A 23,165-nucleotide genomic window follows, 5' to 3' on the forward strand; every position below is an offset into this window, starting at 1 on the left:
TAAAGTGTGATTCTAAAATACACTTAGAATATTGTATTTTTTATTGAAAACATTTTATGTAAATACTGCATTACACAATGTTTTAAAAAATTAAATTCGCATATAAGTGAGTATGAGTTATTGAACTAATTTATATCTTCAACGTTGCAAACCATTGTAAGAATGACAGAAAAAGCCATACGAATTGAATCCAAACAAATGCAGGATGTACTTTACAAACTCTTTGTAAAATATAAATTCACTAAAGAAAAAGCCAAATTAATGGCCAATGTATATACTGAGAGTACTTTAATGGGTGTAAATTCTCATGGAATTAACCGACTGCCTCTGTTTATTGAATATGTGGAAAATGGTTTAGTTAAAATTGATGCTGAAGCTGAAAAAGTAGAAACTTTTGGAAGTATTGAGCGATGGGATGGCAACCATGGTCCAGGTATTGTCAATGCAACGAAGTGTACAAATAGAGCCATAGAATTAGCAAAACTACATGGAATGGGAATGGTGGCATTACGCAACACCAATCATTGGATGAGAGGGGGAACATACGGAAGACAGGCGGCAGATGCCAATTGCATCTCTATTCTTTTTACAAATACTAAACCGAACATGCCACCTTGGGGTGGTAAAGACAGCCGAATTGGTAATAACCCATTGGTTATATCAATACCAAGGGAACAGGGGCATGTGGTGTTGGATATGTCAATTTCACAATTTGCATTCGGAAAAATCAACGACTATAAACTAAAAGGTGAAAAGTTACCTTATCCAGGAGGTTGGGATAACAATAATGAGCTATCCAATGATCCTGAAAAAATTTTATCAAATGAACGCGGATTACCCATTGGTTATTGGAAAGGTTCCGCTTTATCAATAATTTTGGATATGCTGGCAACTTTATTATCTGCTGGAGATTCTACTTACAAAATAGGGTTAAAAGAATTTGAAACAGGTATTTCTCAAGTGTATCTCTGTATTTACCCTGAAGTTTTTAACGATAAAGCATTACAACAAAAACTCATCAACGAAATTATTGATTATACCCATAATGTAGAACCCATGCGTTTTGGAGATAAAACTTATTATCCCGGAGAGCAAAGTTCAAAAATAAGAGCTAAGAATTTGAAAGAAGGGATGCTTGTTCACAGTGGTGTTTGGCAAAAAATAATGGTACTATCAGCATAAAACTTGAAAAACAACCGCTTGTAAAACCCTTTACAAAAGCTAAACTTGTAATTTTTTCGTAAAGTTTTATATGATGTTTGCTAACCGATTAAAAATGTCCGTCGCACATAACAGATGCGCTTTGCCCTTCTAAATACTGAACGTTATAGTTCTAATTATTGAAGTGTGATTTTTATATGTTTTCCGATTGATTTTGTTTTCATTAACACTTTTTTCATATAAATTACAGACTATATTTTTCTTTAGAGGGTTATAATTGTAAATTTGATTACCAGCTAACTTCCTCTTTCACCGAAGAATAAGTTAAATTCAACACTTTATATTTACAATCTAATGAGTTCAAATACCATAAACATAGCACCCATTACCAATAAAACCACCACAAAAAATAAAGGTGATTTTTATACTGTTTGTTGGATAAAAAACGATGTATTATCCATTGAGATTGATAAAGTAGTTTATAAAAATATTTCCAACTCCATTTTCTTTTTAAACTCTAGAATAGATTGGAAAATAACAAAAAAGAATACGACCAACTCATCTGGTTATGTACTGTACCTACCCAAAGCGGTATTAGACAATCCCTTGTTAAGCCAGTTACACATTAACGAAGTGGTGTTGTTTTCAGCAAATGAAATTCCAAAAATTAGCCTAGCACCAGGTATTGAAAAAAGAATACAAGCCATTTTAGAAATGCTTGACGAGTTATTAGGCTCTCATTTAAAACATAAAGATGATGCCATTATTTCTTTATTGAACACCTTTTTTGTGTATTGCGATGGGCAATGCAACATTAAATCCATTATTAGTGAAAGCAGCACCAAAAAAACCATCGTATATAAATTTAAAAAACTGGTTGATAAGCACATTTCGGAATGCCATGAAGTGAGTGCATATGCGCGTTTACTAAATATCTCCAACAGCTATTTAAACGAATGTGTTAAAGAAATTTTAGGTGTAAAAGCCATGCAAATCATTACGGAACAACGTATTATGAGGTCTCGCCACGAGTTAAAATTTACCAATAAATCCGTTAAAGAAATTGGTTTTGAAATGGGGTTTTCCTCCCCAGATTATTTTAGTTATTTTTTTAAAAAACACACCGGAATTACCCCTTCGGCCTTACGATAAAATGACAACCTTTAAAATTCTAAGGCTTTACCCCGTTTTGTACATGGTGTCCTAATGGTTTATATTATAATTTGCCTAAAAAACATATTATGGACCGTAAACAATTTATAAAAGCATCAAGTATGGGTATAGGGATTTCTTTAATTCCTGGAATATTCCACAGCCAAACAACATTTTCAAAAAACGAATCTTTAAACAATGCCGACCCAAAAATTATTAAAAACAAAGACGGAACTATTCTAAATGTTATTGGCGACATACAAACCCACAAACTGGTTGGGAGCGATACAGGCAACCAAATTGTAGAATGGGTAGATAATGTAGAACCTGGAGTAGGCATACCACCGCACATCCATACCTTAGAAGATGAAATTTTTAGGGTTATTAAAGGACAAATTGAAATTATGGTGGGTGGAAACACCTTTGTTTTAGAAGCGGGCGATGTTGCCTTTGCCCCAAAAAACATCCCGCATGCTTGGAAAGTAGTGGGGACAGAAAAAGCTAAAATGATAACCTCGGCATTTCCAGCAGGTATCGAACATATGTTCAAAACCTTATCTGAACTTCCTCCAGGGCCGCCCGATTTTGAAAAAGTAATAGCCATTTGCGCCGAACACGGTATTTCTTTTGTTTAAATACCTCCTTGGTGGCTTTATAATTTTAAGCAGGCTACAATTATTTATGGTGAAATATTAAAGAATAAAACCGATAGAGAAAATAAAGATACCGAGAAACCACCCCATTTTGATTCTAGAAATTTTGGATTCGATAAACTTACGCCATTAATAAAATCGATTGATATTTTTGAATTGGAGAAACGCGAAAACCCAAAAAACCGCCACAAACTTATTTTTGTGCGTATTAAAGCAAAACAAGTTATTGTTAAAAAGAAACAACATTAAAACTGATTTTTCTCTACCTGAACTTGCTTTAGGTTCCCATATAAAATTTCCTAAATTATTTAAGATGTGATTCTGATACAAGTTTAGAATCACATTTTATTGTTGGAAACTTTTCTTTATCTGTTTGTAATGTATTTCTGTTTTATTAATTGGGTTTTGTAAATTTGATTTTCGTGAATATAAAACATTGAAACGAATTTATATTCACCGTTGGCAACAAGCTAAACAAATCAAGAAAATGAAGTTATTAATTTGGACATTATTACTATTTACCAACATTACGATTGCTCAATCGAATGAAAAATTTCTGACTGACTTTTTGCTTAAAAGTGAACTGAATTCAGAAAATATTTTAGATAATTACAATCATTTTTACTTTTCAAATATTTGGACTAAAACAGAGAATAATAGCATTTTTGGAATTATAGGTAAAGAACATCAACGTATTCAAATCAAACTGATTTCAATAAAGAAAAATTCAAATAATCCGAATCAATATTTTGTATTTGGAAAATCCTGTGTTAAAGGTACAATCTGTGATTTTAAGGGAATTATTACTCTTACGGAAATAAAAGAAGTTAAAGAATTACACTTTGGAATTGACGATGAATATGCAGATAAAGGAATTAAATCACAAGGAATTTTAATTGCAGATTATGAATTCAAAGAAAATTCAGAACAAAAACATAGCGGAATTTTTAAAGGTAAACTTTACTCAAAATGGTACTTGAATTCTAAAAATCAAATTGAATACGACAATATTGAAAACATTTCAGATGGATATACAAACAATGCGTTTGTAGGAGTTTGGAAAAGCTACACATCTGAAAAAGAAAAGATTTGCAATTGGGCTGATTATAGAGTTCCAAATACCAATCGAGATTTTGACATTGGAGCTGGAGAATTTAGCGTATCGGAAAAATATTGGGATAAAGGTTGGCTTGATATTGCTTTAAAAAATCAAGTTTCAAATCACGCAATCAAGAAAAACAAAGAAAAAGAAAAAACTAAAGAGTGGTGGGAATAAAAGCCAGTTGCCAACAATCTGTTAAAATAATCGCTCAATTTTGGTCTTAACCAAAGGTCGTTGCAAGTTTACTACGTCTGATTTTCCTGCGGAAAATCCTCGCACGTAAACCCACAACTATTCTTATACGAGACCGATCAGCGCACATCCCAAAAATCACCCATAAAAAAAAGAGGCTGTCTGAAAAGTGTAATTTTGTGTCATGTCGAAATGAGGCACGATTGAATCATCGCATAACCGCTTATCAACCAATCTTTATGGGATTTCTCCTAACGTCGAAATGACATAGTAATTCACAAAAAAAGACCTTAATTAAAGGTCTTTTTCAATTTATGTAATCGTATTTTCTACTTCAAATATTCTAAAACATTGGTTTCAATACGTTTTTGTATATTGTTTACATCACCTTTTACAAAAGTTTCTCCTGTAATGTTTTCGTAAAGCTCTATATATCGTTCGCTAACGGTTTCAATATATTCATCACTCATAACAGGTACGGTTTGCCCTTTTAACCCTTGAAAATTATTGGCAATTAACCATTGGCGCACAAATTCTTTACTTAGTTGTTTTTGGGCTTCACCTTTAGCTTGTCTGTCTTCATAACCATCTGCATAAAAATAACGCGACGAATCTGGGGTGTGAATTTCATCAATCAATACAATTTGTCCGTCTTTGGTTTTTCCAAATTCGTATTTGGTATCTACTAAAATTAAACCACGGCTTGCTGCTATTTCTGTACCTCTATTGAATAATTTACGGGTATAATCTTCCAGTACCAAATAATCAGCTTCACTTACAATACCACGTTTTAAAATATCTTCTCTAGAAATGTCTTCGTCGTGGTCGCCCATTTCAGCTTTGGTGGCTGGTGTAATAATAGGTTCTGGAAACTTATCGTTTTCCTTCATGCCTTCTGGCATCGCCACACCACAAAGCATGCGTTTTCCTGCTTTATACTCGCGTGCTGCATGCCCACTCATATACCCACGAATCACCATTTCTACTTTAAAAGGTTCGCATAAATGCCCTACAGCCACGTTTGGATCGGGTGTAGCAGTTAACCAATTTGGTACAATATCTTGAGTAGCAGCCATCATTTTGGTAGCTATTTGGTTTAGTATTTGCCCTTTGTATGGAATTCCTTTTGGCATCACCACATCGAAAGCCGACAAACGGTCGGTGGCAATCATTACCAATTGCGCGTTGTTGATGTTATAAACTTCTCTAACTTTTCCGTGATACACCGATTTTTGTCCAGGGAAATTGAAATTGGTACTTGTAATTGTGTTCATTAAATGTAGCATGTTATGTATGTCACAAAGGTAATTTGTTTAAGGATGCCAAACAATAACTAAATAAAAAAAGGAGAAATAAACTTTCTCCTTTTTGCACTTATAAATTTATATTGATTATTTAAAACGAATATTATAGGTAACCCCTACACCAACGCTTTGTAAATCGACATCGTTTTCTGCAAAGGTGTTTTGGTAAAAGGCATAAATATTCCAATCGCGGTTATGGTAACCAATTTGTGGGTTTACGTATAAACCACCATCATTATTATCAACATTGGTTAAAAAACCATATCCTAAATCTGAACCAATAAACAGTCCGTTAGGGGTAAAATAATAACGTGCAAAACCCGCTACTGGTACCAGACCAAAATCATCAGAACCATCTTTTCCAAAATAATGATTATACCCAGAAGCCACACCTATGGCAAAATTAGGGTTGAATAAATATTGCCCTCTTAAATCGACGCCTGCTGTAAATGACGAAAAATCGCTAGCATCTCCTACGGGAACCCCGGCTGTTAATCCTGCTTTTAACCACGAGTTGTTGGGGGTTATGTCTATGTCCGTTTGTTGTGCAAACATGGTAGTTGCTCCTATTAGTCCGATTCCGATAATTAAAACTAATTTTTTCATAATGTTCTTTTTTTAAATATTTATACAGCAAATCTAGGTAACATTAGAAGAAAATGATTTACATGATTTTTATAAAAATTTATAGAATTAAAAGAATCCCTAGTGAAAAGTGTAATGTTAAGGACTAAAAAAGCCAGCTACGTTGGTAACCGGCTTTGCATATATATATAATGTCTATTTAATTAATCAGCGGCGTGCTCTATGCTTTTATATGCTTCAATTACTTTCTTAACCAAACGGTGACGGATCACGTCTTTATCGTCTAAAAATATCATACCCACACCTTCTACATTCTTTAATATCAACAAGGCTTCTTTTAAGCCAGAAATAGTACGACGCGGTAAATCTATTTGACCCGGATCGCCAGTTAATAAAAATTTAGCGTTTTTTCCCATACGGGTTAAAAACATCTTCATTTGGTTGTGTGTTGTATTTTGTCCTTCATCTAAAATTACAAAGGCGTTATCGAGTGTACGCCCACGCATAAACGCCAATGGTGCAATTTGTATAGTACCATTTTCTATATACATAGCCAGTTTTTCGGCAGGTATCATATCGCGTAGCGCATCATATAAAGGTTGCATATAGGGGTCTAGCTTCTCTTTTAAATCGCCCGGTAAAAACCCAAGGTTCTCCCCTGCTTCTACTGCTGGACGGGTTAAAATAATACGTTTCACCTCTTTGTTTTTAAGTGCTTGAACCGCCAAAGCTACACCCGTATAGGTTTTACCGGTTCCTGCGGGCCCAATGGCAAAAACCATATCGTTGGCACGCATACTTTCAACTAATTTACGTTGGTTGGCCGTTTGCGCTTTAATAAGCTTACCACCAACACCGTGTACCAAAACTTCGCCACTAGATTCGGATGTAGTATAATCGTCACTACTCTGGCTTGTTAATACACGCTCAATAACGTTTTCGTCCAGCATATTGTATTTGTTAAAATGGTTTAAAAGCATTTTCATGCGGCGGTCAAATTCTTCGAGTAAATCATCATCGCCAAAGGCTTTAACTTTATTACCTCTAGCTACAATTTTTAGCTTTGGAAAGTGTTTTTTTAGGAGTTCAATATTGATGTTTTGGGCTCCAAAAAATTCTTTGGGAGTAATTTCTTCAAGTTCTATACTAATTTCGTTCAAAGGCGTAGATTTTGTTTAAAAATTTCTTCTGAGATTAATGATAATATTGTTTACTCAAACGAAATGATTTATTAGATTTATTCAGTTATTTTAATTTGATAAATTGTCTTTATGAACTTACATTTTTCATGTTAAACATAAAATGAAAACAAAAATTTTATGTAGGTTTGTTGCAACTCTGTTAAAACTCAAAAATAAACAAATTTGAGTGTACAAACCTTAAAAACATATCAACAATTTGCCAATGGCGATAATAACATTAACTACCGATTTTGGTGAAAAAGATCACTTTGCAGGCGCAACAAAAGGCGCTATTTATAGTGAGTTACCTGATGTTAAAATTGTTGATATCTCACATTCTGTGTCCCCTTTTAATATTATGGAAGCGGGATATATTATTCAAAACGCCTACAACAGTTTTCCAAAAGGCACCATTCATATTATCGGAATAGATTCTGAAATAAATGAAGAAAACAAACATATTGCTTTAAAACTGGACGACCACTATTTTATTTGTGCCAATAATGGGATTATGAGTATGATTTGTTCTGAAATTGCCCCCGAAAAAATTGTTGAAATTAACATACACGATAAAATACAAACTAGTTTCCCTGTATTGGATGTTTTTGTAAAAGTAGCATGCCATATTGCTCGTGGTGGTACGCTAGAAGTTATTGGTAAAACCATACCGGAAATTAAACCTGCTAAGCACATTACCCCGTTTGTGAACGATGATAAAACCCAAATTATTGGTAGTGTTATTTATGTTGATAATTATGGAAACGTGATAACAAATATTAAACGTGCTTTTTTTGAAACTATACAAAAAGGAAGGTCCTTTGAAGTTTCGGCAAGAAACAATAAGTTTAAAAAAATACATAACCGTTATAGTGACATTGTAAATTTTGACATTCCTGAAGAAAAACGACATGACGAAGGAAGGGGTTTGGTGGTTTTTAATTCGGGAGACTTTTTGGAAATCGCCGTATACAAAAGCAATAGTGCCACAGTGGGTAGCGCCTCTACTTTAATGGGACTTGGTTTAATGGATGCTGTTAGCGTTAATTTCAGTACGGAATCTATACTTCCAAAGAGTTTGGAATAATAAATGTTTATAAGGATTGTTAAACTGAGATTTCTTAGTAATTTTGACACAAATTTATTATTAACGGTAAACAAGATTGACACTTTTAACCTTTAACTAAAATAAATGTTAGCCATACTTAAAAAAGAAATAAACACGTTTTTTGCGTCGCCCATTGCCTATTTGGTTATTGGTGTGTTTTTATTACTTAACGGTTTATTCTTATGGCTTTTTAAAGGTGAAAACAATATATTAGATTATGGCTTTGCCGATTTATCATCGTTCTTCTTATTAGCGCCTTGGATATTAATTTTCTTAATTCCGGCAGTAACCATGCGTAGTTTTTCAGATGAAAAAAAACAAGGCACTTTAGAATTGTTACTTACCAAACCCATTACACATTTAAACATTGTTTTAGGGAAATATTTTGGCGCATTCGTTTTAATTTTAATAGCACTTTTACCAACGTTATTATATGTTTACACTGTTTACCAATTAGGAAACCCTGTTGGTAATTTAGATTTTGGAAGTACTTTAGGTTCATATTTTGGCTTGTTGTTTTTAATTGCTGCCTACACAGCTATTGGTGTATTCGCTTCTACCTTATCAGACAACCAAATTGTGGCTTTTATAACAGCAGTAGCTATTTGTTTTATGTTTTATATTGGTTTTGAAAGTGTTGCCAACTTTACGTCAAGTAATTTTATAGACCAATTAGGCATGAACGCCCACTACAAAAGCATCAGTCGAGGGGTTATAGACACTCGAGACATTATCTATTTTCTAAGCATTACAGCATTTTTTATAATGCTAACTAAACTGAATATTAACAAAGAATAAAATGATTTTAACACCACTGTTCGTTATTTTTTTAATAGTCGTTTTCTTGTTAGTTTGGGCATTTACCAATACTATAGACAAGCGTAAATGGTTAAGCTTTTTAATAAGTATCATCTTAACCCCCATTGTTTACTTTTATGTATTTTATCCGCTTATCAATATTTTTAGTAGCTACCACCACGAAAAACATTTTGATGCAGAGGCTTGGACTGACAAACCTGCTTTACGCTATGAAATGAGTAACGAGATGACACAACTACAAATGTTTAAGGGCAAAACCAAAGGCCAAGTGGAAGCCATTTTAGGGACTAGCGAATGGTATGGTTGGGATGATAGCATTAAAGCCAACTCACCAGACAAATGGAACTACAATTTAGGTTACAAACCAGGTGCTTTTAACCTAACCCAAGAGTGTTTAGAGTTGGAATTTGTAAACAACAAAGTTGAAAGTGTTAAACAATATCAATTAGAAACAAAGTTTGAAGAAGCACCTTAAACATATTGCCTTATTATTAATTGCACTAGTAGCGATTAACTACATAAGTAGCCTTGCATTTAAGCGTTTCGATTTAACCGAAGACAAACGCTATACTTTAAGCGACGCGACTATTAATATTATTAATAATGTGGATTCACCTATTGAAATTGATGTGTTTTTAAGTGGTGAAGATTTCCCTTCGGAATTTAGACGCCTTCAAAACGAAACCAAACAATTACTTGAAGAGTTTTCATCAGAAAATAAAAACATCATTTTCAATTTTATCAATCCGTTGGAAGATGATGCTACCCGAGAACGCAATATTCAACAATTAACGGACAGAGGCTTAACACCTATGCAATTAAGCGTTCAAGAAAATGGAAAAGCATCCCAAGCTATTTTTTTCCCATGGGCGTTAGCCAGCTATAATAATGAAACGGTGATTATTTCACTTGTAAAAAATAAAATAGGCGCTTCGCAACAAGATTTGGTTACCAACTCTGTACAACATTTAGAATATGCCTTTGCCGATGGATTTAGCAAACTAATAACCCCAAAGCATCGAAAAATTGCCGTTTTACGGGGAAATCTCCAATTGCAAGATAAATACATTGCTAATTTGATTAGAAAATTGGGCGAGTATTATTTTATAGCGCCTTTTACTTTAGATAGTGTAGCTGGTAATCCTCAAAAAACACTTGAAAAACTAGAAGATTTCGATTTAATAATTTCAGCAAAACCTACCGAAGCTTTTACAGAAGAAGAAAAACTTGTTTTAGACCAATATACCATGAATGGCGGGAAAAGCTTATGGCTTATTGATGCCGTGGCTATGGAAAAAGACAGTCTGTACAACGACACAGGCAAAAATTTTGCAACCACAAGAGACTTAAACCTAACCGATTTCTTTTTTAAATACGGTGTTCGAATCAATCCAGTTATAGTGAGCACGCTTTACTCTGCCCCTATTACATTAGCTATGGGCGAAGGTAGCGAATCACAATTTCAGCACTTACGCTGGCTTTATTCTCCATTAGCTTCCACAAACGACACACATCCCATTGTTAATAATTTGAATTTGGTAAAATTTGATTTTGCCAACCAAATAGATACCCTTAAAAATAACATTAAGAAAACTATTTTGCTTGAAAGTGCGCCATTAACAAAACTTGAAGGTACTCCAAGAGAGATTAGTTTAGACATTGTTACACAAGATCCAGATCCGGCAACATTTAATAGAGGCAACCAAACTCTGGCTGTTTTATTAGAAGGCGAATTTACTTCGGTTTACGCCAATAGAATAAAACCATTCAGTCTTAAAAAGGAATTAAACAAAAGTATCCCAACAAAAATGGTAGTTATTGCCGATGGAGATGTTATAAAAAACGATGTTTTTAAAAATGTTCCTCAAGAATTAGGCTTTGATAGATGGACAGGGCAAACCTTTGGCAACAAAGAATTTTTACTGAATACCGTTAATTATCTATTGGATGATAATGGACTTATAAACATTCGTTCGAAAGAAATAATCGTTGAATTTTTAAATCAGGAAAAAATTGCAGACGAAAAAACCAAATGGCAAGTTATAAACATTTTACTTCCACTATTGCTATTAGGGGCTTTCGGGATGATTTTTAATTATTTCAGAAGAAAAAAATATGCAAATTAAACTCTGGTATTACAATGAATAAACCCTGTCTATTTAGTGATAAATGTTAATAAGTTTGTTTCCAGTTTCAGTCAGTATAGAATATATTTGTAAGTAGTATAATTAAAAATAATCTAAGCTATATTAAATGAAATTTATAGTATCAAGTACCTATTTATTAAAACAATTACAGGTTTTAGGAGGTGTTATTAATAGTTCGAACACCTTACCTATTTTAGATAATTTCTTATTTGAATTAGATAATTCAACATTAACAGTTTCAGCAAGCGATTTAGAAACCACTATGGCATCTTCTTTAGAGGTAGAAAGTGAGAGCAAAGGCAGTGTGGCAATTCCTGCGCGTTTGTTACTAGATACTTTAAAAACATTTCCTGAGCAACCGTTAACATTTGTAGTTGAAGAAAACAATACCGTTGAAATTAGCTCTAATCATGGTAAATATGCCTTAGCTTATGCTAATGGAAACGAGTTCCCAAAAGCTGTTTCACTTGAAGACCCAAGTAAAACTGTTATTCTTGGCGATATATTGGCTTCCGCTATAAGTAAAACCATTTTTGCTGCTGGCAACGACGATTTACGCCCGGTAATGAGTGGTGTGTTTTTTCAATTCTCAACACAAGGCTTAACGTTTGTTGCAACTGATGCGCACAAATTAGTAAAATACACGCGTGAGGATATAAAAGCAAACCAAGTAGCAGAATTCATTATGCCTAAAAAACCTTTAAATTTATTGAAAGGCATTTTAGCTGGTAGTGAAAATGAAGTTACTATTGAATATAACGATTCTAACGCTAAATTCACTTTTGAAAATTCTGAATTAATCTGTCGTTTAATTGATGGTAAATACCCTAATTACGAAGCGGTAATTCCTAAAGAAAACCCTAATAAATTGGTTATTGACAGAACACGGTTTTTAAACTCTGTGCGTCGTGTTAGTATTTTTTCTAACAAAACAACCCACCAAATACGTTTAAAAATTGCTGGTGCTGAACTTAATATTTCGGCTGAAGATATTGATTATAGCAATAAAGCTGAAGAACGTTTAACTTGTGATTACCAAGGTGATGATATGCAAATTGGTTTTAACTCACGCTTTTTAACAGAAATGCTTAACAATCTAAGTTCTACTGATGTACAGTTAGAAATGAGTATGCCTAATAGAGCCGGTATTTTAACGCCTATTGATGGTTTAGACGATGGGGAACAAGTAACGATGTTGGTTATGCCAGTCATGTTGAATAACTAGTTTTTATCATTCTCTTTTTCGAGAGAATTCTATATATTATTTAAACGAAAAAGGCCATCAAAAAATAATTTGATAGCCTTTTTTATTTATCTTATAATAGCTCCTAGATTCGCAGGAATTCTTCACTAACTAATAAAATTAAATGATAAAGGATATTTTGGCGTTTCGCCATTACTGGCTTTTATGGCATTTAATACTGGGAATATTATAGAGATAATTCCTAATACAATAAAGCCCACTATTCCTAATCCTAATAATAAAATTAAAGGGATACAGATTATAAAATACACTATCAAACTTAATTGAAAATTAATAATGTTTTTACCGTGCGCATCCATTTGATACACTTTGTCTTTTTGGGTAACCCAAATTATTAATGGTATTAACAAACTACCAAAGCCCGTTACCAAAGTAACCAACTGGCTTAAATGGGTAATTACTAAAAGTTGATTATCTTCCCTCATGATGGTGTTTTTTTTTTGATTGATACTAGTATGACGCTTAAATTCAAAAAATGTTACACCTATAAAGTTACAAAATTAATTATTACTGCACTTCATTACAAAAAAAGGTATATCAATATTAAATGCAATATTTTCAAAAGTGTTATTGTTAAACAAACGTTCAAAAAACGAATGTTTTCCTCTAGACATTGCAATCATTTTAATAGCATTTGTTGCTGTAAATTCTTGAATACACTTATAAACATCATGCTCTTTTACATTCAAATATTTAAAAACTGGATATCTAAAATTCGATTTAAAGAAATCTATACCACTATTAAGTTCTTCAGAAAAAGCATTATCACATACTGCGTGTAAAACATACAATTTACTATAGTTTAACGAAACAATATCTGCTAAGGGCTGCAATTCCTCTTTTTCATAAACCCTTCCAAAACTAGTTGTAAATGCAATTTTTTCTAAACTTGAAAATTTACAATTTTCTGGTATTGCCAAAACAGGCACATGGCCTCGGTTAATAACATGTACGGTATTGCTTCCAAAAAACACTTTATTTAATCCTGATGCGCCTTTAGTTCCCATGATTATTAAATCGATTTTAAATTTTTCTGAAACCTGATTAATGGAATCTACAAAATTATCATAGTCTACAATTGTTTTAAATTGATGCTTTTCGTTACTATATCGAGTTTCTATTTTTGTTATAATATTGGTAATCGATTTTTTTGCTGCATCTACAATGGTATTATAAATGGTTGCAGAAGCATTTGCTACCATAATATCATCTGAAATAAAAGAAGATGTTTTTTGTACATTAAGAATATAAAAAACACTTGGAACGTTTTTAAACAATTCCATAGCATAATTTATAGCGTTTATTGAGTTTTTAGAAAAGTCGGTTGGTAATAATATGGCTTTCATGTGTTTTTTATTAGTATTTTAGATTACATACTTACAATTATTCTTCTAGTTAGTTAAAGCTTTTTGTTTAAGTTAATCTTAAAAAAAGTGGTCATTAAACAATACTTTAATAATGAAATTGACAACAATAAATATAAAGGTAGCTTATCAAAAAAACTATGATAAATATCAGTTAGTACTACTCATTATTTTTGTATAAATAAAAATTAGTATAATATCTTAAAGCATTGTATTTTCGGCACAATAAATACCAATTGCTACGTTATAAATTAATTTTACTATATGTGTCGAATTCTAATTCATTTTGTTTTAATTTTAAGTTTTACCACGCATCTTTTTGCTCAAAATAAAGCTGTGGCAGCTGGTGAAAAACTTACATATACAGCTTCGTACAATATGTCTGGTGTTTTAACCGATATTGCCCAAGTAACCATGGAAACAAATGAAGTTAAAACATCAAAATCTACGCTATTAAGACTGAAATGTACAGCGGCAACCTATAGCAAATGGGATACCTTCTTTAAAATTAGAGATTTATACGAAAGCTATGTACACCCCAACAACTTAACCCCATACCTATATAATAGAGATGTGAATGAAGGTAGTTATTTCAAAAACATGAAATACACTTTTAGTAACAGTAGCAATACAGTAAAATCTGTAATGAAAAAAAAGAATAATTATGTTGAAAACAACAGTATAAAAATTAATTCTGGAACAAAAGATATTGTATCTACTTTATATTATATGAGGATTTTAGATTATAAAAACATGGCTATTGGCACAAAAAAGTCATTCACTATATTGTTTGACAATGAAGAAATTAAAGGTATAATAACCTATTTAGGGAAAGAAACCATTTCTACAGCCATAGGAAAAAAAGAATGTTACAAGCTTGCCGTTGGGTCTAGTGAAACCAATGTTTTACAAGGAAAAAACAATAACTTTTTATGGTTAACAGCCGATGAAAACAAGATAATTGTTTATGGCAAATTTAAAATACCCGTAGGTAATGGTGAATTAAAAATTAAATCGGCTTCAGGTTTAAAAAACTAAATTTATAAAATGAAAAAAATATTCACAATTTTAACCATTACAACATCTATTTTAGCTACCATTATTTCTGTATTACCCATTTCAAATTTAGCAGTTTTTCCTGCTGCTTTGGCTTTTATTTTTGGTGTTACCGCTTTTTATATATCAAAAAAAACAGGCGAGGTAAAAAAGATTATTCAGTTTAGTTTTTTACTAACCGCATGTGCTTTATCTATAGTAACCTACAAAGCTTTTTTTATTAAAACCGAAGTAGTAAACACAAAAATACTAAACGAAAAAGAAGCTCAATTTGAAGAAGATGCCATTGAAGAATTAGAAAATTTGGACATTGAAAGCTCTGAATTTGAGGATATTGAAATTGAAAATACAAATTTAGACAATTAATAGTAAGTAATTTCTTCGTTTATTAGTATATTTGTAAACGAATAATAAAAGAAACTAACATTAAAAACGTTTTCCTGCCCCAGAGAATGGTTTTACTGTAAGTTACAAGATACAAATCATCTTTTAAATTTATATATGAAAACCTTTTGCATACTCTCGGCATTTGCGTTAGTTGGTACTTGTGCTACACCAAAATACACGGCAAGAATACAAAGTCTTAAAGACAATATAAAACTAGAAGATAGTGCTTTAGTTATCAATTATGCCAATACAATAAATTCTAAAGAATTAAGCACGCATTTGTACACTTTTTCTTCAAATGATTTTCAAGGCAGACGCGTAGGTGAAATTGGGCAAAAAAAGGCAGCAGAATTTCTTAAAACTTACTATCAAAATGAGGGTATTAAATCGCCTTTAGGAGTGAATAGTTACTATCAATATATTCCAGAAGACTTTTTATCAAATGGCATTAAAGCTTCTGAAAATGTATTAGCTTTTATAGAAGGTTCTGAAAAGCCAAACGAAGTAGTTATAATTTCTGCACATTTAGACCATCTTGGGGTTAACAAAAACGGACAGGTAAACTGTGGTGCAGACGATGATGGGTCGGGTACAGTAGCAATCATGGAAATTGCCCAAGCTTTTAACATCGCAAAGAAAGAAGGTCATGGCCCTAAACGAAGCATTCTTTTTTTACATCTTACCGCCGAAGAAATTGGAAAAAGAGGTTCAGAATACTATGTTCATAATCCAGTATTTCCTTTAGAACAGACCATTACCAATCTTAATATTGACATGATTGGAAGAGTTGACGATATTCATAAAAATAATAAAAATTACATCTACCTTATAGGTTCTGATAGATTAAGCAAAGAACTTCATTATATTTCTGAAAAAGTAAATAAGGCTTTTTTTAATATTGATTTAGACTATAGGTATAATGCTGAAAGAGATAAAAATCAATATTACACCAGATCGGACCACTACAATTTTGCATCAAAAAACATCCCTGTTATATTCTACTTTAATGGTGAACATAAAGATTACCACCAACCAACAGACACACCCGAAAAAATAGAATATCAATTATTAGAAAAACGCACAAAACTTATTTTTGCTACCGCATGGCAAATTGCTAATCAGGACAAACGGTTAGAATTAGATATTCATAACCAGCTACTTAATTAACCCTCAAAAATTGTTTTCCTTAATTGATTTTTGTATTATAGTACAAAATTAATGCTTCAACAAATGAAAAGAACCTCCTTGCTTTTTTGCATCGCTTTATTAATAGTGGGCTGCAGTACCTGTCAAAATAAAAACACTGCAAACAATGCTGCCAAAGCTATAGATTATGCAAAAACCATTACTGCAAATAATTTAAAAGAAAATCTTTACACCTATGCTTCCGATGAATTTCAAGGCAGAAAAACAGGAGAACCGGGTCAAAAAAAAGCCGTTGAATTTATTAAAAATCATTATATCACTTTAGGAATACCCTCACCTATTGCTTATGGTGATTATTTTCAAGATATTCCAGCTTCTTTTTTTACCAGTGATATTACTAATGGATCTGAAAATGTATTAGCCTATATTAAGGGCTCTGAAAAACCAAATGAAGTTATTATAATTTCTGCGCATTTAGACCATATTGGAGTTTCCAAAAACGGCGATATAAATAATGGTGCCGATGATGATGGTTCGGGAACGGTTGCTATTTTAGAAATAGCTAAAGCTTTTAAAACTGCTGCTGACAAAGGCTATGGACCTAAACGTACCATTCTGTTTTTACATGTTACAGGTGAAGAAATCGGACTTTATGGCTCACGTTACTATACCGATGTTGATCCTGTTTTTCCTTTAAAAAACACTATAGCCAACTTAAATATAGATATGATAGGGCGTGTAGACCCTAAACACGAAAACCAACGCAACTATTTATATTTAATAGGTTCTGATAAATTAAGTAAAGAATTGCACAACATTTCTGAAGCTGTGAATAAAGAATATTTTAACATGGAGTTTGATTATACTTATAACGATGATAACGACCCAAACCGCTTTTATTACCGTTCAGACCATTACAACTTTGCAAAAAAAAATATTCCTGTTATCTTTTATTTTAATGGCACCCATGCCGATTACCATAAACCTACAGACACACCCGATAAAATACAATACGACCTTTTGGAAATGCGAACACGCTTAATTTTTCATACCGCTTGGGAATTGGCAAATAGAGATAAACGTGTTAAGGTTGATTAACAACAAAAAAATGAGCACAAAAAAAGCCTTTCAATTTCTTGAAAGGCTTTACTTTTTGGGTGGAAGACCGGGCTCGAACCGGCGACCCTTGGTACCACAAACCAATGCTCTAACCAACTGAGCTACAACCACCATGTAGCACGCATTATTAATGCGAGTGCAAATGTAACTGATTTCAATCTTTTCTACAAAGACTTTTTTGAAAAATTTTAAAGTAATTTTATAAATAAAATACTGCTTATTGATAACTATTTCAAATTGAATAAACTATCTACGGCAACAAAGCGCTCAACATTAAACCCTTCGGCGTACTCAACTCCTACTAAACGCCCTAAATCTCTAGCTCTATATAAAATACTATCGGTAAAATTTTTACTGGAAATAGGTGTTTCTGGCTCTTTACTGCTTGCGTCATAAAATTGTGTTTTATAAGCCAAAACCGCTTTCATCTTGGTTTCCATAAATTCGGAAACATCAACAACAAAATCGGGTTCTAAATTTTTCCATTGTATATAATGGTAAACTTGTTTAGGCCTCCAAGCTTTTTGCAATTTGCCTGCTTCTGTTTTTGTTTCGATTTTTACAAGTCCGCTTAAAAAACAAGCATCACTCACCAATTTACTGCCTTTACCATGGTCTATATGCCTATCATCAATGGCATTACAAATAACTATTTCTGGTTGATATTCGCGTATTTTACTTATAATTTCTAATTGATGTTTTTTATCATTTTCAAAAAAACCATCGGCAAACTTCATATTAATACGAACAGACACCCCTAATATTTTTGACGCATTGTTGGCTTCTTCAAATCTTGTTTCAGCGGTACCACGCGTTCCTAATTCTCCTTGGGTCAAATCTATTATCCCTACTTTTTTACCATTTGCTATTTCTCTTGCTATGGTAGCTCCACAACCTAATTCTACATCGTCTGGATGTGCACCAATTGCAAGTATGTCTAATTTCATTTTTTTATATATAAGGTAAACGTAAAATTAATAAACATATATTAGATACAATCTATTTGATATACTTCTTTTTAATTGCAAAGTTCTAACAAGCTAAAATTAAACCGCATTTACCCATTTCTTCTGCTCTTCAGGATTTAAAAAAGTCCAAACCACAATTCTTGACAGCTTATTCCCATGCCCCATATTAATAGTTTTAATTTCTTTTGCTCCTAATTTTTTTAATGACGCATACATACCCTTTACCAATTCCTTTTTAGAAACTAGCGTTGTAAACCAAAAACACTGCTGTTTAAACAAAGAACTTTCATATAAATAATTATGAAGAAAAGCCTTTTCCCCGCCTTTATACCACAATTCATTATGAGTGCCCGAAAAATTGCGAATCACTTTAGTTTCTTTACTATTTAGACCTTGTAACTTATTGCTTGTTGCATTTAAAGCCTCTTGTTCCGATTTGTAAAAAGGCGGGTTACACATTGTTGCAGAATACCTATCAGAGATATTTAAAACACCTTTAAAAATCAATGATTTATCTTTTTGATAAACTAAAGAAACAGAATTAGTTAGTCCATTTTTAGTTATTATTTTTTGTGCATGTTTTAATGAAGTTTCATCAATATCTACACCTGTGAATTTCCATTGATATTCGGCGGTTCCTAAAATGGGATAAATGCAACTTGCGCCCGTACCAATATCGAAAACAGAAATATCTTCCTTTATTTTTGAAGCTTGGAGCAAACCTGAAAGATGGTGAATATAATCAACACGCCCCGGGATTGGCGGACATAAATTAGTTTCTGGAAATTCCCAAAAGGTAATATTATAGTGTTTTACCAATAAAGCGGTGTTAAGTGCTTTTACCGCTTTGGGATTTGCAAAATCTATGGTTTTTGTTTGAAAAGAATTTTCAAATACAAAAGATAATAAATTGGGATATGCCTCACATAAAGCCACTATATCGTAACCTAATTTATGCTTGTTTTTAGAATGAAAATTGGGATTATTTTTGATAATTTATTTATTATAAATTAGAATCTTTATTTAGTGCTTTTTCAATACGATTATCTGGTATTAACCACATAACAGCTACAAAAACAAACATAAAACCACTTATCCAAATATTAAAAAATGCCGAAATAATCCCAATAATATAAAGTACAGGAGAGGCTTTTCCTTTTAAATCTTTCCCTAAGGCTTTAGATAAAATAAAATCTTTACCATGACTTTTTATGATTAAATATTGTAACACAAAATAAGCTATGGCTGCACCCAATAAAACGATGCCATACAAAAACACACCCGCTGTTGTAAAATGGTTTTCACCCATCCACCCAGACACAAACGGAATTAATGAGAGCCAAAATAGTAAATGCATATTTGCCCATAAAATGCTGCCTGTTACATGTTTTACGGTTTGCATCATGTGGTGGTGGTTATTCCAATAAATAGCGATATAAATAAAACTAAGAATGTAGCTTCCGAATATAGGGAGCAAAGGTTTTAAATCTTCAAAATCACCACCATGTGGCACTTTTAACTCCAAAACCATAATAGTTATAATGATTGCTAAAACACCATCGGTAAACGCTTCTAAACGTCCTTTTGTCATCATATTGTTATTGTTTTATGCAAGGTATGTAATTTTTAGGATTTAATATAAACCTGTAAGTTACATCAATCATCAAAAACTATAGTGTGTGAAGTCACGCATAATATAGAAATACATAGATAAAACAAGAACTTCAGTATTTAATCACTAACAATTAATATGTCAATTCAATATAAAAAGTATCAAAACACCCACTTTAGGGTATTTCATTGCGAGTCCATTAATGCTAATTTTGGTTAATCCATTAATGCTAATTTTAATTAATTATGTTAACATAATTAGCCAATAAATCCATATACAATGTTCAATTAAAAAACCACATTTAGTAGGTTACGTTCTTCCAAATCTATCTTAAATAAAACCAACAACTTTGACAACAAAACTAAGTAAAAGAATAGAATGATTACGCATTTTAATTACATATATTACAATAGATTAAGTCAATTAAAATAAAATTGAACTAATTATGGAATTATACAAATCGGAATTTATCACCATAATAAAAAAGGATGACACCCTCATTCAAGAGTGGACAAAGAAGCAATTAACCACAGATATCTTTACTAAAGAAATTCTAGTTTTTTTGGATTTCTTTGAAAGATTTAAACCTACTTCTGTTTTATGGATTCAAGATAATTTTAATCTAAAAATAGAAAATGATTATATTGGCTGGGTAGACAAAAATATTATAAAATGCGACCACAAAATTGGTATTCGTAAAATTGCAATTACTATCGCAAAAGACGAAGAAGCACATATAGCATTAGTTAAATTATTACATGCATCAAATTCACTCATACAGCCTCAGTATTTTAGATCTATTAGTACCGCTGAAAAATATTTAGAAACAGGTTATAATAGAGAATTGTACGATCATACAACTGTAAATTATAAAATTGTTTCTAATGGTTTGAACCATGTTATTTCACTTCATGTAGGCCATAATGACTTAGGGCAAACTTTAAACACGTTGAATCTTTTAAAAGAAAATAAAATATTTGCAAATAAGAATAGATTGAAGTTTGAATTATTGACATTAAAAGAATTAAAGAATTAGAGATTTTTAAACTTATTGTATTAGGAAATACGAATAAAGCCATTGGGGTCATCCTTTTTATAGAAACATCTACAGTTGCAACACATAGAAAACATATTTTAAGAAAATTAGAGGCAAGTTCATTTAAAGATTTGTATAAATTTGCAAAAGCTTTTAAAATTGTTAGATTTTGATTCTTATTAAAATTACCCTATTTCGGGTATTTTATTTAACTTGCTTTTTTTGTACATTGGCTTTTGTTTGAGTTACTTACTACCAAAAAACGATTAAAATCGTTTAAAATAAGAGAATTAAATTTATTGCTATTAATCCTATTCTCTAAATTAAAGCTATTATTTTTTTAATAGCTTTTTTTATTTTGTCTGTCTTTAATTTTCTTTTAAATCACAACTGATTTGCGTAAAGGCTTACTCATACATTTCTACTTAAAAATTTAAATCGTGAATGCTTCACATTTGAAACAACATCCTTTTTGGTACGAAAAAATATAGTAAAAGACCTGGTCAACTGGGCAATACAAATGAATTTTATTCCTCTTTATAAACTCTTTCTTTTTTCTTCCTCCAATAATTTGCCAATAAGGAGCCTGAAATATTCATCCAAGGACTAAAAACGGCCGCTGCTAAACCAACCGTAGCTAATTTACCCATAGAACCCGCCAAACCTGATGCCATACCTCCGTTTTGTAAACCTACCTCTAAAGCTACAGTTCTGCATGAGTTTTTATCTAAACCTAAGGCCCTGCTAATCCAATAACCAAATGTGTAACCTAATGTATTATGGACTATAGATGCTACTAGTATAAAAACACCTATGGTAAGTATATTATCTCTACTTGCTGCGGTAGTTACGGTTGTAAAATACACAATACCAAACATAGAAAGTATGGGCATGAAATTATGTATTGAAGGCTTTAAAGTAACCAAATGATAATATAACTTACCCACTATAATAGCCCCAAAAATGAAGTTGATTAATTCTACAATCTGTAAGGCGCTTTCTGATGATTTAGATTCTAAGAAAGCCCAAAACCCTAAAATCATAGCACAAAGCCAAATTACTGAAATATAAAAAGCAAGGTTAATACGTTTTCTAGCACCTTTTAAATCTTGTGAATAAACATCGTAAAGTAAAGCTGCTCCTATAGGCACAATAACTATTTTAATGATTTGTACACACATCCCTACAAAATCTATTTCTACGTAAGTACCAGCCAAAAGTTTCATCATTAATGGCGTCATAATAGGTGCTAATAAAGTCGCGACGGCTGTTAATGTTACTGAAAGTGTTAAATTGGCTTTTGCTATAAAAACCATAACATTAGATGCCAAACCACTAGAACAAGAGCCTATAAGTATAATGCCTGCTGCAATTTCTGGATCAAAATTAAATACACGCGTTAGCATATAACCAACAATGGGCATGATGGTAAATTGACAGAGAACACCAACCAAAACACCTTTTCCCATCGTTCTAATACCATAAAAATCTTTGATGCTCATTTGCGTTCCCATACCAAACATAACAACCTGTACCACAATAAGGATGAGCCATTTATTACGAAGATCGAAACTTCCCCATTGCAAAAAGGCAGTTGGGTAAAACATGCCACAAACTATGGCTACTAAAATCCAAGCAGTGTATTGATAACTTTTTAAAGTTGGCACCGACCGCATGCCTATAGATAAAGCTATGGCTGAAATTACCGATAGTGGCCCTATTAAACTTTCCCAATCAATTATTACGGACAATAAAAGTGTAACGGTTGAAACAAGTCCAAACCACAATGTATACTTTTCAACCTGCTTCATA

General features: G+C 32.2%; 25 protein-coding genes and 1 tRNA gene. 16 read left to right on the forward strand and 10 right to left on the reverse strand.

Features of this window, described 5'->3' with window-relative positions; genetic code table 11:
• Positions 1 to 162: 162 nt before the first annotated feature.
• From yiaK to VP395_RS01200, 5 genes are all read left to right on the forward strand, one after another.
• The gene (gene yiaK, locus VP395_RS01180; RefSeq protein ID WP_346239872.1) at positions 163 to 1,182 is read left to right on the forward strand and encodes a 3-dehydro-L-gulonate 2-dehydrogenase; all 1,020 of its coding nucleotides are present in this window, start codon (positions 163 to 165) and stop codon (positions 1,180 to 1,182) included.
• Between the two features lie 333 nt (positions 1,183 to 1,515).
• Complete coding sequence (locus tag VP395_RS01185) at positions 1,516 to 2,313, forward strand: helix-turn-helix domain-containing protein (protein WP_346239873.1); 798 nt, start codon at positions 1,516 to 1,518, stop codon at positions 2,311 to 2,313.
• Between the two features lie 89 nt (positions 2,314 to 2,402).
• Positions 2,403 to 2,948: a cupin domain-containing protein gene (locus tag VP395_RS01190; protein ID WP_346239875.1), complete on the forward strand. Its 546-nt coding sequence runs from the start codon at positions 2,403 to 2,405 to the stop codon at positions 2,946 to 2,948.
• A gap of 54 nt (positions 2,949 to 3,002) precedes the next feature.
• On the forward strand, positions 3,003 to 3,215 hold the full coding sequence (locus VP395_RS01195; RefSeq protein ID WP_346240422.1) for an OST-HTH/LOTUS domain-containing protein: 213 nt from the start codon (positions 3,003 to 3,005) through the stop codon (positions 3,213 to 3,215).
• A 187-nt stretch (positions 3,216 to 3,402) separates the two neighbouring features.
• Positions 3,403 to 4,242: a hypothetical protein gene (locus tag VP395_RS01200; protein ID WP_346239876.1), complete on the forward strand. Its 840-nt coding sequence runs from the start codon at positions 3,403 to 3,405 to the stop codon at positions 4,240 to 4,242.
• Between the two features lie 347 nt (positions 4,243 to 4,589).
• On the opposite strand, the gene VP395_RS01205 is transcribed toward VP395_RS01200, so the two are convergent.
• The 3 genes from VP395_RS01205 to VP395_RS01215 form a co-directional block, all read right to left on the reverse strand.
• Complete coding sequence (locus VP395_RS01205) at positions 4,590 to 5,534, reverse strand: phosphoribosylaminoimidazolesuccinocarboxamide synthase (protein ID WP_346239877.1); 945 nt, start codon at positions 5,532 to 5,534, stop codon at positions 4,590 to 4,592.
• A gap of 117 nt (positions 5,535 to 5,651) precedes the next feature.
• Entirely contained in the window at positions 5,652 to 6,170 is a 519-nt protein-coding gene (locus VP395_RS01210; RefSeq protein ID WP_346239878.1) for a hypothetical protein, read from the reverse strand.
• Between the two features lie 182 nt (positions 6,171 to 6,352).
• Positions 6,353 to 7,309 (reverse strand): PhoH family protein, encoded by a 957-nt coding sequence (locus tag VP395_RS01215; protein ID WP_346239879.1) that lies wholly within the window; start codon positions 7,307 to 7,309, stop codon positions 6,353 to 6,355.
• 244 nt (positions 7,310 to 7,553) lie between these two features.
• Here VP395_RS01215 and VP395_RS01220 point away from each other — a divergent pair, with 244 nt between their 5' ends.
• From VP395_RS01220 to dnaN, 5 genes are all read left to right on the forward strand, one after another.
• Positions 7,554 to 8,414 carry an SAM hydrolase/SAM-dependent halogenase family protein gene (locus VP395_RS01220; protein ID WP_346239880.1) on the forward strand — a complete coding sequence of 287 codons (861 nt, stop codon included), beginning with the start codon at positions 7,554 to 7,556 and terminating at the stop codon, positions 8,412 to 8,414.
• Positions 8,415 to 8,519: 105 nt separating this feature from the next.
• Positions 8,520 to 9,233 carry a gliding motility-associated ABC transporter permease subunit GldF gene (gene gldF, locus VP395_RS01225; RefSeq protein WP_346239881.1) on the forward strand — a complete coding sequence of 238 codons (714 nt, stop codon included), beginning with the start codon at positions 8,520 to 8,522 and terminating at the stop codon, positions 9,231 to 9,233.
• Between the two features lies 1 nt (position 9,234).
• Entirely contained in the window at positions 9,235 to 9,729 is a 495-nt protein-coding gene (locus VP395_RS01230) for a hypothetical protein (RefSeq protein ID WP_346239882.1), read from the forward strand.
• Positions 9,713 to 11,380 carry a gliding motility-associated ABC transporter substrate-binding protein GldG gene (gene gldG, locus VP395_RS01235; protein ID WP_346239883.1) on the forward strand — a complete coding sequence of 556 codons (1,668 nt, stop codon included), beginning with the start codon at positions 9,713 to 9,715 and terminating at the stop codon, positions 11,378 to 11,380. The genes VP395_RS01230 and gldG overlap by 17 nt, the downstream gene beginning before the upstream one ends.
• Positions 11,381 to 11,507: 127 nt before the next feature.
• Entirely contained in the window at positions 11,508 to 12,626 is a 1,119-nt protein-coding gene (gene dnaN, locus VP395_RS01240; RefSeq protein ID WP_346239884.1) for a DNA polymerase III subunit beta, read from the forward strand.
• Positions 12,627 to 12,751: 125 nt separating this feature from the next.
• Here dnaN and VP395_RS01245 read toward each other — a convergent pair whose 3' ends face one another.
• Together VP395_RS01245 and VP395_RS01250 are read right to left on the reverse strand one after the other, a co-directional pair.
• Positions 12,752 to 13,090, reverse strand: coding sequence for a DUF4870 domain-containing protein (locus VP395_RS01245; RefSeq protein ID WP_346239885.1), 339 nt, complete (start codon positions 13,088 to 13,090; stop codon positions 12,752 to 12,754).
• A gap of 75 nt (positions 13,091 to 13,165) precedes the next feature.
• Positions 13,166 to 14,011, reverse strand: a complete 846-nt coding sequence (locus tag VP395_RS01250; RefSeq protein WP_346239886.1) for a universal stress protein — start codon at positions 14,009 to 14,011, stop codon at positions 13,166 to 13,168.
• Positions 14,012 to 14,293: 282 nt separating this feature from the next.
• On the opposite strand from VP395_RS01250, the gene VP395_RS01255 reads away from it, so the two are divergent.
• The 4 genes from VP395_RS01255 to VP395_RS01270 all read left to right on the forward strand — a co-directional run bounded on the left by VP395_RS01255 (position 14,294) and on the right by VP395_RS01270 (position 17,716).
• Positions 14,294 to 15,067 (forward strand): DUF3108 domain-containing protein, encoded by a 774-nt coding sequence (locus VP395_RS01255; protein WP_346239887.1) that lies wholly within the window; start codon positions 14,294 to 14,296, stop codon positions 15,065 to 15,067.
• Positions 15,068 to 15,076: 9 nt separating this feature from the next.
• The gene (locus VP395_RS01260; protein ID WP_346239888.1) at positions 15,077 to 15,451 is read left to right on the forward strand and encodes an FUSC family protein; all 375 of its coding nucleotides are present in this window, start codon (positions 15,077 to 15,079) and stop codon (positions 15,449 to 15,451) included.
• A 135-nt stretch (positions 15,452 to 15,586) separates the two neighbouring features.
• Positions 15,587 to 16,639, forward strand: coding sequence for a M28 family peptidase (locus tag VP395_RS01265; RefSeq protein ID WP_346239889.1), 1,053 nt, complete (start codon positions 15,587 to 15,589; stop codon positions 16,637 to 16,639).
• Between the two features lie 63 nt (positions 16,640 to 16,702).
• On the forward strand, positions 16,703 to 17,716 hold the full coding sequence (locus tag VP395_RS01270) for a M28 family metallopeptidase (protein WP_346239890.1): 1,014 nt from the start codon (positions 16,703 to 16,705) through the stop codon (positions 17,714 to 17,716).
• Positions 17,717 to 17,773: 57 nt separating this feature from the next.
• On the opposite strand, the gene VP395_RS01275 is transcribed toward VP395_RS01270, so the two are convergent.
• The 4 genes from VP395_RS01275 to VP395_RS01290 all read right to left on the reverse strand — a co-directional run bounded on the left by VP395_RS01275 (position 17,774) and on the right by VP395_RS01290 (position 20,299).
• A tRNA-His gene (locus VP395_RS01275) sits at positions 17,774 to 17,849 on the reverse strand.
• Between the two features lie 115 nt (positions 17,850 to 17,964).
• A complete protein-coding gene (bshB1, locus tag VP395_RS01280; RefSeq protein WP_346239891.1) occupies positions 17,965 to 18,684 on the reverse strand; it encodes a bacillithiol biosynthesis deacetylase BshB1 in 720 nt (239 codons plus the stop codon).
• 99 nt (positions 18,685 to 18,783) lie between these two features.
• Positions 18,784 to 19,701: a 23S rRNA (adenine(1618)-N(6))-methyltransferase RlmF gene (gene rlmF, locus VP395_RS01285; RefSeq protein ID WP_346240423.1), complete on the reverse strand. Its 918-nt coding sequence runs from the start codon at positions 19,699 to 19,701 to the stop codon at positions 18,784 to 18,786.
• Between the two features lie 7 nt (positions 19,702 to 19,708).
• On the reverse strand, positions 19,709 to 20,299 hold the full coding sequence (locus VP395_RS01290) for a TMEM175 family protein (RefSeq protein ID WP_346239892.1): 591 nt from the start codon (positions 20,297 to 20,299) through the stop codon (positions 19,709 to 19,711).
• A 463-nt stretch (positions 20,300 to 20,762) separates the two neighbouring features.
• Here VP395_RS01290 and VP395_RS01295 point away from each other — a divergent pair, with 463 nt between their 5' ends.
• Together VP395_RS01295 and VP395_RS15800 are read left to right on the forward strand one after the other, a co-directional pair.
• On the forward strand, positions 20,763 to 21,353 hold the full coding sequence (locus VP395_RS01295) for a hypothetical protein (protein WP_346239893.1): 591 nt from the start codon (positions 20,763 to 20,765) through the stop codon (positions 21,351 to 21,353).
• A 50-nt stretch (positions 21,354 to 21,403) separates the two neighbouring features.
• Positions 21,404 to 21,526: a LuxR C-terminal-related transcriptional regulator gene (locus VP395_RS15800; RefSeq protein WP_379884139.1), complete on the forward strand. Its 123-nt coding sequence runs from the start codon at positions 21,404 to 21,406 to the stop codon at positions 21,524 to 21,526.
• Between the two features lie 354 nt (positions 21,527 to 21,880).
• Here VP395_RS15800 and VP395_RS01300 read toward each other — a convergent pair whose 3' ends face one another.
• Positions 21,881 to 23,164: a bile acid:sodium symporter family protein gene (locus VP395_RS01300; RefSeq protein WP_346239894.1), complete on the reverse strand. Its 1,284-nt coding sequence runs from the start codon at positions 23,162 to 23,164 to the stop codon at positions 21,881 to 21,883.
• Position 23,165: the final 1 nt, after the last annotated feature.

This window comes from Mariniflexile soesokkakense (genome assembly GCF_039650365.1).
In the GTDB taxonomy this organism is placed as follows: domain Bacteria; phylum Bacteroidota; class Bacteroidia; order Flavobacteriales; family Flavobacteriaceae; genus Mariniflexile; species Mariniflexile soesokkakense.